At 72.3% G+C, this 11,802-nt stretch carries 8 protein-coding genes; 5 read left to right on the top strand and 3 right to left on the bottom strand.

Annotated elements, in window-relative coordinates:
- Positions 1–31 precede the first annotated feature (31 nt).
- Positions 32–2,854: a pullulanase-type alpha-1,6-glucosidase gene (pulA, locus tag M3B01_RS00905; protein ID WP_259788959.1), complete on the bottom strand. Its 2,823-nt coding sequence runs from the start codon at positions 2,852–2,854 to the stop codon at positions 32–34.
- A 47-nt stretch (positions 2,855–2,901) separates the two neighbouring features.
- The gene (locus M3B01_RS00900) at positions 2,902–3,402 is read right to left on the bottom strand and encodes an FAD-binding oxidoreductase (protein ID WP_259788958.1); all 501 of its coding nucleotides are present in this window, start codon (positions 3,400–3,402) and stop codon (positions 2,902–2,904) included.
- A 402-nt stretch (positions 3,403–3,804) separates the two neighbouring features.
- On the opposite strand from M3B01_RS00900, the gene glsA reads away from it, so the two are divergent.
- The 4 genes from glsA (at position 3,805) to M3B01_RS00880 (ending at position 8,325) form a co-directional block, all read left to right on the top strand.
- Complete coding sequence (glsA, locus tag M3B01_RS00895) at positions 3,805–4,863, top strand: glutaminase A (RefSeq protein WP_259788957.1); 1,059 nt, start codon at positions 3,805–3,807, stop codon at positions 4,861–4,863.
- A 435-nt stretch (positions 4,864–5,298) separates the two neighbouring features.
- Positions 5,299–5,757, top strand: coding sequence for a hypothetical protein (locus M3B01_RS00890; RefSeq protein ID WP_259788956.1), 459 nt, complete (start codon positions 5,299–5,301; stop codon positions 5,755–5,757).
- A 187-nt stretch (positions 5,758–5,944) separates the two neighbouring features.
- The gene (locus M3B01_RS00885; protein WP_259788955.1) at positions 5,945–6,775 is read left to right on the top strand and encodes a DUF5926 family protein; all 831 of its coding nucleotides are present in this window, start codon (positions 5,945–5,947) and stop codon (positions 6,773–6,775) included.
- Positions 6,772–8,325, top strand: coding sequence for a glycosyltransferase (locus M3B01_RS00880; RefSeq protein WP_259788954.1), 1,554 nt, complete (start codon positions 6,772–6,774; stop codon positions 8,323–8,325). The genes M3B01_RS00885 and M3B01_RS00880 overlap by 4 nt, the downstream gene beginning before the upstream one ends.
- A gap of 71 nt (positions 8,326–8,396) precedes the next feature.
- Here M3B01_RS00880 and M3B01_RS00875 read toward each other — a convergent pair whose 3' ends face one another.
- Positions 8,397–10,583 (bottom strand): hypothetical protein, encoded by a 2,187-nt coding sequence (locus M3B01_RS00875; RefSeq protein WP_259788953.1) that lies wholly within the window; start codon positions 10,581–10,583, stop codon positions 8,397–8,399.
- 278 nt (positions 10,584–10,861) lie between these two features.
- On the opposite strand from M3B01_RS00875, the gene M3B01_RS00870 reads away from it, so the two are divergent.
- Positions 10,862–11,802: hypothetical protein (locus M3B01_RS00870; protein WP_259788952.1), on the top strand; the 941-nt coding region annotated here is incomplete at its 3' end.

Here is an 11,802-nt window from a genome sequence, read left to right as displayed (position 1 = left end):
CAGCGGCGAAGGACGCGGCCCTGCTACGAGATCACCGCTGGACCAGCACCGCCGCCGTGTGCGCGGGCACCGTCACGGTCCCGGCTGCCGCATCCCAGGTCGTCTCGCGGGTCACGGCATCGGCCCCCTCCACGTGCACCGCGGACAGCTCCAGACAGGTCCCCTCCATGCCCTCGACCTGCTCGGAGATCGCCTCGGGGGAGGCGTTCAGCACCACCAGCAGCCCGTCGAGCGCGGGGTCGACGTCCGGCCCGATCGTGTCGTCGATCCGCATCAGCAGCAGCCCGGGCGTGGCCTCGGGGCCGGCGTTCGGGAACGTCACCTTCTGCTTGATCAGCTCGGCGTCCCCCAGGGTGAACAGGGGCGTGGAGTGCCGCAGCCGCAGCAGGTCCAGCGCCATGGCGGCGCTGCGGGCGATGTGCTCGGGAGTGGGGCGCATGGCCGGGTCCTCCAGCATCGGGGCCTGCAGCACCCACAGGTGCTGGTTGCGGCCGGCCGAGGGCAGGCCCCGCCCGAAGCCGCTGTCCTGCATCGTCCAGTCGATCATGTTGACCAGGTCGCCGGAGTTGTAGCTGTCGGTGTCCAGGGACTTCGATCGCAGCAGGTCCGTGCCCGCGGCCCAGAACGCGGGAGACTGGCCCAGCGCCACCGTGGCCAGGGCCAGGGTGTTCAGCCGTACCCGGACGTCCATCGAGGTGTCCTGCGGCAGCTTCCACACGAAGGTGTCGAACAGGGTCTCGTTGTCGTGGGCGTCGACGTAGTTGACATTCTCCTCGGGGCGTGAGGCGAAGGCCGCGGGGGAACCGTTGTAGTCCAGCTCCTGCCCGCGCAGCACCTGCCCGGTGGAGGCCAGCAGCTCGTAGTCCTTGAGATTGCCGGCCATGGACAGGCGGATCTGGTCGGTGCGGTGCAGCAGGTCCGCCCGCTGCTCCTGCGCCGAATGGGGTGAGAGCTCGTTGTGGGTGAGGAACAGGCCGGTGGCGAAGCCGCGGTTCATGCGGGCGTCCTCGTCCATCAGGCTGCCGCCGTGCACCGCGTCGCGGATGCGGTCGTTGAAGCAGCCGATCGAGGTGCCGTCGAGATTGCCCTGGGTGGCCTGGGTGAAGCGGGCGCCATCGGCCACCTCCCCGAAGTTCCAGCCCTCCCCGTACAGGTAGATGCCCTTCCCGTCGACTCCGTCGGTCTCCAGGGTGAGAGCATCCAGCGCCTCGCGAACGGCCTCCATGTCCGCGCGCCGATGGTGGCCCATCAGGTCGAAGCGGAAGCCGTCCACCCGGTAGTGGCGTGCCCACAGCACCAGGGCATCCACCATCAGGCGGCGCATCATCGCGTGCTCGGTGGCGGTGTTGGAGGTGCAGGTGGAGTCCTCCACACTGCCCGCCGCGTCCAGCCGGTGGTAGTAGCCCGGCACGATCCGGTCCAGCACCGAGCGCTCGTGCTGACCGTCGTGCGCGGTGTGGTTGAACACCACGTCCAGCACCACCTGCAGGCCCATGCCGTGCAGAGAGCCCACCATGGAGCGGAACTGGGCGGTGCGCTCGCCGCCGTCCTGGTGGCCGTCGGTTGCGTAGGAGCCCTCGGGCGCGAGGTAGTGGAAGGGGTCGTAGCCCCAGTTGTAGGCGTCCTCGTCGGCCACCTCGCCCACGGCGGCCTGCTGCTCGATCGAGGCGGGGCCCGCGCCGGAGGGGATCACGGCCTGCTTCTGCCGGGAGCGCAGCTCGGGGATGGTGGCGATGTCGTAGGTGGGCAGCAGGTGCACCGTGGTCAGGCCCGCTTCGGCCAACTCCCGCAGCCGCGCCGTGCCGGTGGAGTCGGGGTGGCCGAAGGCCAGGTAGGTGCCGCGCAGTTCGGCGGGCAGGGCCTCGTCGCCACCGGAGAAGTCCCGCACGTGCAGCTCGTAGATGGTCTGCTGCGCGGGGCGCTCCAGTCGCGGCGCCGGGGTGCTCGCCCACTGCTCGGGCGCCCAGCGCGGGTCGGTGAGATCCACCAGCACCGAGTGCTCGGAGTCCACGGTCAGGGCCACCGAGTACGGGTCGGTGACGCGGTTCTTCACCACGCGGTCCTCGCGGGGCACGTACACCTCCACCTCGAACTGGTAGGTGCGGTCCGTCCAGTCCTCGGCGCCGACGGCCGGGCCCGAGGCGCGCCAGATCCCGTTGCCGTCCCGCTCCATGGGGACGGTGACCGCCGGCTGCTCTTGTTCCGCGGGCGGCTGCGCGCCGGGTTGCTGTGTGCCGAGCTCTGCGTCGCGGGCTGCGTGGGCGACGGGTCCGAACACCTGCAGGGCGACGCTCTTCGCCGTCGGAGCCCACAGGGACAGCTCCCAGCGGTCGCCCGCCAGGCGGGGCCCCAGCGGTGCGACCGTTGCCTCCTCGGCGTACAGCGCATCGAGCACGCCCGCGATCTGCACACCGGTCGCCACCTCGATGCCGCCCCCGCGGCGCTGGACCACGGCCAGCTGACCCGTGAGGGCCTGCTCGAGCACGGTCCGGTCCAGCCCGCCGAGCTCCAGGACCAGGTGGCCGGCCAGGTGCCGACGGTCCTTGGTCTCCGCCTCGGTGAGAGGCCCCTCCCGCAGGGTGAGCTCACCCAGGCGCTCGCCACCCGCGACCTGCCCGCCGGCCCGCCCGCCTGCCAGGGTGAGGCCACCCTCCGGCGCCACCCACAGCTCCCAGGACGTGCCTGCGGCGTCGTCCACGAGGTCGGCGGGCCAGGCGATCACACCGGGGGTGAGCAGGTGCGCGCGCTGATGTCCGGGCCCGGTGGCGATCGCATCCGAGAGCAGGGCCGGTGCGTCGGCCGCCCCGGCGTGCTCAGCGGTGCTCTGGTGGGCGGACTGCTCAGTGGGGGTCACGGTGCGGGGCTCCCGGATGGCGTGGACGAGTGGGGCAGGCGCGATGGTCAGGCGCCGATCGACGTCCCATTGTCGCCGAATGTCCGTGACGGTGGGCCGCGGCCAGCGGCTCCGGGTGACCAGGGCCTCCTCAGCCCGTCGCTGCCGCCCCAGGCCACCGGCACCCGCTGCTCCACCAGCGGCGCGGCATGGTCCTGCACGTCCGGTGCCGCGATCTCCTGCGGGGACCCGGCCAGCTGCTGCGCGGTCAGCAAGGACCGGGCATCCAGCAGCTCCACGGCGGCGAAGCCCGCCTGCACCACGCCCGGCAGCATCGCGGTGGCCGCCTGCAGGGACGGCGCGGTGAGCAGCCCTGTGGCCACGTGCTTCTGCACCGGCACGGTGCGGAATACCGCGGAGGAGACGAAGGTGAGCGTCCCCTCCGACCCCACCACCAGGTGGGCGAGCACATCGGCCGGCTGATCGAAGTCCAGCAGGGCGTTGATGCCGTAGCCCATGGTGTTCTTCATGGCGAAGCGCTCGGTGATGATGCGCCGCAGTTCGGGCACCTCGCGCACCTGCGCATCAGTCGCAGCAGCCCTTCGTGCAGGGCAGGCTCGCGCTCGCGCAGGGTGCGGGCACCTGACGCGGCGCGTTGAGAGCGTCGATGTTGGGGCAGTTGGCGGAATCGAGCCGTGTAAACGCCAACTGCCTCGATGTCGAACTCAAGGTCGGGGGTCCGGCCGCCGGGAGCGGGTCCGGCCGCCGGGAGCGGGGCCAACCGCCGGAAGCGGGTCCAGCCGCCGGAAGCGCGTCTGGCCGCCGGTTGGCGGCAGCTCAGGGGCTTGGCTGCGCGGGTCGGTGGTGGTGCGGTGGGTCGGTGGTGGCGCGGTGGGTCGGTGGTGGCGCGGTGGGTCGGGTGTCCGGCCGTGCGGGGGACGCTGCGGCGCGGCCCATGTAACGTCGGCGGTGTGTCTGCCGCATTCCACACCACACCCGGTTATAGCGCCCATCCCGCTCCGCGCTCCGACCCGGACAGTGACCGCGAGGCCAGCACCTACCCCGACACCGCCCTGCGCACGTACTTGCAGCGCCTGGAGGAGGCACTGTCCTCCGCCGAGAGCGAGGGCGAGATCCCGGAGCTGGCGCTGCTGTCCGGCGCGAAGGAGGACCAGATCGGGGTGGCCCTGTGCTCGATCGACGGGGAGATCACCTCGGTGGGCAGTGAGCACGCGTTCCCGGTGCAGTCCATCTCGAAGGCGTTCGCCTACGGGGCGGCGATCGACCTGCACGGGCTGGACTACGTCACCTCCATCGTGGACGAGGAGCCCACGGGAGAGGAGTTCAACGCGCTCAGCCTGGATCCGGTCACGAAGAAGCCCAAGAACCCCCTGGTGAACATCGGTGCGATCCGCACCCACGCCATGCTCGGCCCCACCCAGCAGGAGCGCACCGCGCGGTTGCGCGATGTGCTCGACGCCGCCGCCGGGCGCACCCTGGAGGTGCACGAGGTGACCCGGCAGGCCGAGCTCGAGACCGCCGACCGCAACCTGGCGCTGGCCTACATGCTGCGTGCGGCCGGCTCGATGGACGAGAACGCGGAGGACGTCGTCGGCGGGTACACCGAGGGCTGCTCGGTGCTGGTGAGCGTGGCGGATCTCGCGGTGATGGCCGCGACCCTCGCCGGGGGCGGCACCAATCCCATCACCGGTGTGGAGGTGTTCTCCCGGGTGGCGTCGCGGCAGGTGCTTTCGGTGATGCTCACCTGCGGGATGTACGACAACGCCGGCGACTGGGTCAGCGATGTGGGGATCCCCGCGAAGTCCGGGGTGGGCGGCGGCATCATCGCCGCTCTGCCGTCGCGGTTCGGCATCGCCACCTACGCACCGCAGTTGGACCAGCACGGCAACTCCGTGCGCGGCACCCTGGCGTTCGAGCGGATCAGCGAGGACTTCGCCCTGCACATGCTGGACGGGCAGGAGCCGACCGACCTGGAGCGGCGGGCCGAGGAACTGGTGCGCCTGCCCTGAACGACGTCGGGCGAGGCAGTGGCGCCGCCCGGCCATGGACGACGCATGGCTGGAAGGGGCGAGGCGATCAATTCCCGTGCGAATTGTGCGAGACGAAGCTCCGTGAGTACTCGCTCTAGGTGAATTCGAGGACCTGCGGCTTTTGCGAGTTCACATCCCCCCAAGGATTGATGAGACGGATGCGGGGCTCAGATCCGCCTGACGGGCGTATGACCTCGTCGACGACGTACACGTGGCCGGGGAGGACATCGGCGCACCGCCGCAGCGATTCCGTATCGGCCCCGTAGAACATGCCATCCCCGTTCCGCTCGCTCATCCCCATTGTCGGTACCGACATGGCACCAGTCCCACGTATGTGGATAACGTGGGCGAGAGCCAGGAAGGACGTCGATGCACACGTGGCGATACCGAGGGATATGGGGAGGGGCACTGGTCATGGCGCTGATCTCAGGATGCACGCCGGGGCCGGGTGAGGCCGTACCGCTGGGGGAGGCGCGCAACGAGGTCGCGGCCCTGGTGGGGGAACTGCAGGAAGCCTTCACCTTAGGGGAGGAGGTGGAATGGAGCGGACCGGACCGGGAGGCGCTCGCGCCTGGGGAGGACGGCAGCTGCCGGTGGCGGCCCGGTACGTGGAGCACCCCGCTGCGGTTCGAGGAGAGCGACCCGAGCTGGCCTGATCGACGTGAGCGCGTCAACGAGGTGCTGGCCGAGCACGGGCTGGGGGAGGTGGGCGATCCTGAGTACATCGGCGGAGCCGCCTACGGGTTCGAGACGGAGGGGCCTGCAGGCGGGCGACTGCGGATCGACTCGTGGAGGGGCGAATCGACTATCTACCTGCATGGCCTCGCCGTGGAGGTCGAGGGTGCCTGCGACGAGTCCGCGCTGACGGACTGACTGCGCAGCAGGGCCAGCTGGCGTCGGCCGGCTCGTCGACCAACAGCAGGCTCCCCAAGGGTCGGCGCCCGAGCGCGTCAGGGCCCGGGAGCCCGCCCGCGCCCGATGCAGTGCTCTCCCCACCGACGGGCTCGAGGTGAGGCCCGGCTCCGTTGTGGCGGCCCCGCCGGTCGGTAGACTTCCCGCCATGAGTTCCACCTCGAGCAATGCCCTGGTCCGACGCCCCTTCGAGGGGATCCCCGCCGAGCGCGACCTGGTGGCGATGCGCCAGCTGATCCCGGCGGCCACGATGACCGCGACCACCGTCGAGGAGCACGGCGGTGTGGACGTCGTGCTGGCCACGATCCTGCCGATGGCCTGGCCGGCCGTGCGTCGCACCGACGGTTCGGTGATCATCGGCGTGCAGTCCACTTTCCCGGGCGGTGACCTGTCCCGCGGTATCGGCCAGGCGCTGCTGCAGGCCCTCGAGGCCGAGCCCGGCACCCCCGTGACCACCGTGCAGCTGGACGAGGACTCCCCGCGCCTGCAGGACCTGCTGGATCTCACCGGCGACTTCCCGATCACCGTGCACGACAGCTTCGACTTCTGGGTGGACCCGGGCGCCGAGCGCACCGCCGAGATCGAGCAGTCCATCAAGCAGGCCGACGAGTCGATCATGTCCACCAAGCCCGTGGAGGGCCTGCCGCACGCCTACTGGGTGGACGCCGGCCCCAAGGAGCACCTGCGCTGGGTGCTGGATGCCGACGAGGACAGGGTGATCGACGCCGTGGCCCGCCTCCACGCTCGCCGCGAGTCCGGCGTGGGGGAGGACACCAAGTACGTGGGCTCCTTCCGCGCCGAGGGCATGACCATCCCCGTGTGGGACCTGCCCGCCGGGTACGGCGTCGAGGGTGTGGAGAAGGAGGCCGAGGCCTTCCGCACCCGCTTCGAGGAGGCCCTGGACACCGAGGAGCCCCTCACCCCACTCGAGCGGAGGGCGCGCGGCGGCATCGTGGCCCGACAGGTGACGCTGCGATGAGCACCGCGGGGCCGCTCACGACCGACCGCCCCACCAGCGTCGCCGTCGTCATCCCCGCCAAGAACGAGGCGGAGCGCATCGAGGCGACCATCGAGGCCGCCCGCCGCATCGACGGGGTGGACCTGGTCGTGGTGGTGGACGACGGCTCCACCGACGCCACCGCCGCCGTGGCCATGGGCGCGGACGCCCTGGTGGTGCGGCACAAGACCAACCGCGGCAAGGCCGCGGCGATGGCCACGGGCGCCCAGCTGGTCGCCATGCGCGAGGATGCCCACCGGGCCGACGGAGGGGAGGCCTTCCGCGAGGAGCTGCATGCCGAACCGCGGGTGCCCGGCCACACCGGTCCGCTGCCGGTGATCGACGCGGACGGTGAACGTCCCCGCGCCCTGCTGTTCCTCGACGCCGACATGGAGGGCAGCGGCACCGCAGCGCAGCCGCTGGTCGACGCGGTCCTCGGCGACGGCGTGGACATGGCCATCGCCCTGCTGCCCCCGCAGGACGGCGCCGCCGGGCTCGGCATCGTGGTGCGCACCGCCCGCTCCGGGATCCTGCGCGCCACCGGATGGGAGCCGACCCAGCCGCTGTCCGGCACCCGTTGCATCACCCGGGAGACCTGGGACGCCTGCCAGCCGCTGGCACCGGGCTGGGGCGTGGAGACCTCCCTGACCATCGACGCCCTCACCGGAGGTTTCTGGGTCAAGGAGATCGAGTGCGATCTGCACCATCGGGCCACGGGTCGGGACCTGAGCGGTCAGCTGCACCGCGCCCGCCAGCTCAAGGACGTGCTGCGGGCCCTGGCCCGGCGCCGCCATGTCACCCCGGACGACCCCGCCGAGGACGACGCGGCAACCCCGTCGGCAGCAGCCCCACAGGCGGCCGCCACCGGCACCAGCACCTCCCAGGAGGCCGACGCAGCATCGGGGGCCGCGCGCCTCGACCCGGTGCCCGCTGACCCAGCGCCCCCTGTCCCCGACCCCGCGCATCCCGGGCCGGCAGCGGTGCCGGGCGCGGCTGAGGGCGCTGACCGCCCCGCCCCGGTCGACGCGCCCCCGGACTCGTCGAGGACGGCATCCGACGGGTCTGCCACATCGTCCATCGCCCCGGCTCGCCCCCACGAGGACGACACCGACGACGAGGACGCCTGGTCCATCACGCCGGACACCGGCGCCGACGACCGCGCCGATCGTCGACGCGCAGCGCTGCAGGCGCTCCCGGTCGCCGGCACCTTCAGTGACGACCAGACCCGCGCACTGGGCGACGTGGACGCCGGGAGGGTGGACGGGCAGCTGCGCGCACTCCCGGTGGCGGGGGCCTTCGAGCCCGATGACGTGGTGCTGCTGGCGGGCGTCGACCTGGATGCGCTCGCCGAGCGTCTGCGCAGCGCTCCGGTCTCGGGCCCCTTCGATCCGCAGCACGCCGTGATCATCGCCTCGCACCTGGACGCCCCCGAGCCGGTGCTGCCGCCATCGATCGTCCCGCCGCTGACGGCCGACGAGTACACCTCGCTCGTGGTGCACGCCGCCGTGGACGCGGAGAACGACGAGCACTGAGCCTGAGGGCACATGCCCGGCGCGGCGCTTCGATCCTGGCCCGGTGGCGCCCGCCTGCAGGACCCCTGTGCTCAGCATCCAGCAGGCGGCTCCGCGTGCGGGCCCGCCGCCGGCTTATACACCTCAGGACCGGACGGATCCGGCAGCACCGCGGGCAGCTGCGTGATCCACACGGCGAGCATCGCCGCCACCAGCACGGGACCGGTGTCGTTGACGGCGTAGCCCAGCCAGGCACCCACCACCAGCGCCACTCGCACGGGGTAGGACGCGGGATGCTCCGCGTCCATCCGTGCCAGGCGCGGCAGGCCCAGCCGACCCGGCATCAGGATCACCACCGACAGGGCAATGGCCAGCAGCATCAGTATGCCGAGCCCCCAGTACCCGGTCACCATCGCCACGTTCTGGGCGAGCTTGCGGACCACCACCGCGACCAGCTCCCCGCTGAGCAGCTCGTCGATGAAGCGCCCCAGGTGGGTGCGCTCCTCCGGGGGGCGCAGCCAGTCCAGGAACGACACCCCGAGCACCGCCGCGGCACCGGCGATGGCCAGCAGGGCCAAGTGCCAGATGCGCACGCGGATCCCGGAGACCAGCAGGGCCAGCAGCCCGAACACCGGGACCGTGGCGAGCATCGACCCGAAGTCCGCGCCCATCGACGGGGCCACGCACACGATCGCGACCACCGCCCCCGCCGTCAGGGTCCACAGCACCCGCGCCCGCGCGGTGCGCACCACCGTGAACAGGCACAGCAGGGCCATCAGGGATGCCCCCAGGACCAGGCCGAAGAGGTGATTGGACAGGCCGTAGAAACGCCCGCCGGAGATGGGCTGAGCGCCCAGCGGTGAGCCCAGCTGGAAGCGGGAGCCGGTGGCGGATTCCAGCAGCACCAGCCCGGCCACCAGGGCAGCGGCCACCCCGGCGGGGCCGAAGCGGTGGCGCCTCCACGGGCCGGCCAGGCAGACGGCTGCCAGCAGGGCGCTGCCCGCCCACACCACACCGGTCAGCGCCAGCGCCTGCGGCTCGGCCCGCCACCACGGCACGATCGAGGCGAACAGTCCGACGGCCAGCGGCAGGGGTGCGACCGACGCCGCCGCCCGGGCCACCGCGGCCACGCGAGGACGGCGCGCGGTGGCCGGGATCAGCAGCAGCACCGCGCCCACCAGGCCGATCCCGAACCAGGAGCCCAGGGCGGGCACGGAGGCGGCGTCGACCGCGGCGGCCGCCATCGAGCGATCCACTGCCAGGCGCTGCGGATCGGGATGGCCCACCCCCCGGAACGGCTGCCCGGGGATCAGTCCGTCGGGCGAGGTGTCGTGCGAGGTGAGGACGGTGGCCAGGGCATCGGTGAGCACCACCACGCCTCTCTGCTTGGTGGCACCGCTGGTGAGGGCCTGGCCGGGAAAGGCGCTGTCCATCGCGACCTGCAACCCCACGGTGCGGGAGGCGACGGCGCCGGCGCGCTCCACCTCGTCGAGCTCGGAGACGGGAGGGTCGGTCGCGGCGACGGAGAGCAGCAGGGTGCGGGGGAGTGCCCCCTCAGTGCAGGCGGCGTCCCCGGGACGGGTGCTCACCCCGCCATCGCCCTTGGCGTCGGAGAGCCCGCGCTCCACACCGGCGGCGTCCAGCACTGCCCCCACCTGCGAGTCCAGCGCGGCGAGTGCCTCGGGGCGGCCGGGGTCGTCGTGATCGGGCACGGACCCGGCGTCCACCAGCAGGATCGCCCCGTCGTCCAGCCCGCTGGAGACCTGCAGCGCGACATGGGCGGGAGTCTCGCCCCCACCGGCGGCGTCGATCTCGACCACGGGCACGTCCAGCTGCTGCCACTGGTCCATGGGCGGCGAGGGGATCCCGGCGGTGCGCGGTGCCTCCTCGGCGAGCCCCCGATACCCGGTGCGCAGGGTCTCCATGCCCTGGCGCTTCGTGCTCACCACTGTGGTGGAGGTGGTGTTCATCGCACCCGCCCCGGACACGTCCGCGAGGCACTGCAGCGAGGGGGTGTCCGCGCTGCTGATGTCCTCCCAGGTGAGTCCGGCCGTGGCGATCACCAGGCGCACCGGATCCTCGGCGGGGGCACCCGTGTCATCGGCCTGCGCGGACGGAGGGATCAGCACCGTCAGTCCGGGAACCATCAGCAGCGCGGCCACCAGGCTGAGCGCGAGCCTGCGCAGCACCGGGCCCGCAGCGCCACGTGGCGTGATCGTCAGGACCCCCGTCGTCGGTGACGAGGGGGCCACCGGTGCGGTGGGGCAGTGAGGAAGCACGCTCCGATGCTACGGGTCGCCCCGGGCCGGGACGGTGCGCCGACGCCCCGCGCACCAGCGGCCCGCGCCCCGCGTCTCGTGGCCAATGCCCTGCGCACCCGCGCCTCGTGGCCGGTGCCCCGGGCACCGCGCCCCGCGGAGAGATGCAGACAATGACGAATCTTGTTCCAACACCTTGACACAAACACCAGATCGGTGCACGGTTGTGTCAGACAATCGATACAAGCGGTGACGGGCGGGACGGACCGACCCTCCGCGACGGGTGAGGAGAGACAGTCATGAGCGGAATCGCCCTGCTGGGGATGATGGGGACGCTGGTGCTCCCCCTGCTCGCAGTGGCAGCACTGCTGGTGTACGCCACCGTCTCGAGCAGCGAGCGCACCGGGCTGCACCCCGGGGCACTGCTGGCGCGGTGGATCGGCGCGGTCGCTGCCGTCGTCCTCACCATCGGGATCGTGGCGCTGAGCCTGCAGGGGACATGGCCCTCAGGCCGGCTCGGACTGGGAGCCCTGACCGGGACATCGCTCCTGATCGGGGTGACGGCCCTGGTTCTCGCCATCCTCGTCGGTGAGCTGACGCTGCCGGCGCGCTCCGCCTCACAGCGCTACGGCCTGCTCGCCCCCCGCGACTCACGCGCGCTGGTGTCGCGCCCCGCCCTGATGAACGCCGCCGTCTCCGCGACCGCCCTGATCGCATACGCCCTGTTCACCACCGCTGTGGCCTCACCGGACGACCAGGGAAGGCCTGGCCGCAGCCTCGCGCACACCGGGGTGGACGGTTTCACCTCGGGCGCCTACGGGCCGTTCCCCGGGCAGTGGTACACGGTGCCCGTGCTGGTGGCACTGGGAGTTCTGGCACTCACGGGCATCGGCGCGCTGGTGATCGTGGTGCGGCGCAGGCCCAGCGCGGACCCGCACGACCTGCTGCTGCGGCGCCGCTCGCTCACCTCCCTGCTGGGCGCGATCGCGGTGGGGACCGGCCTCACCGCACAGGTCCTGGCGATGCACGGGCTGCTGGGCTTCCTGCGGGTGGCACAGCCGGAGTACCAGGAGATGGTGCTCGGGGTGGCCGGCACCGTCATCTCCGTGGCGGTAGCCATCGTGGGCCTGCTGTCCGCAGTGCTGGGCGCAGTGATGGTGTGCGTGCCCGCCGCCATCGCTCGCCGCATCCCCGACAGCGCCAACCGGGCCCGCACCGGGAAACCCGGAAGCCGCGGGGC

The sequence above is a fragment of the Brachybacterium sp. p3-SID957 genome, from assembly GCF_025144775.1.
GTDB classification, from domain to species: domain Bacteria; phylum Actinomycetota; class Actinomycetes; order Actinomycetales; family Dermabacteraceae; genus Brachybacterium; species Brachybacterium epidermidis.
Note: the sequence above shows the minus strand (reverse complement) of the source record. Positions and strands in the feature narration are given on the sequence as shown.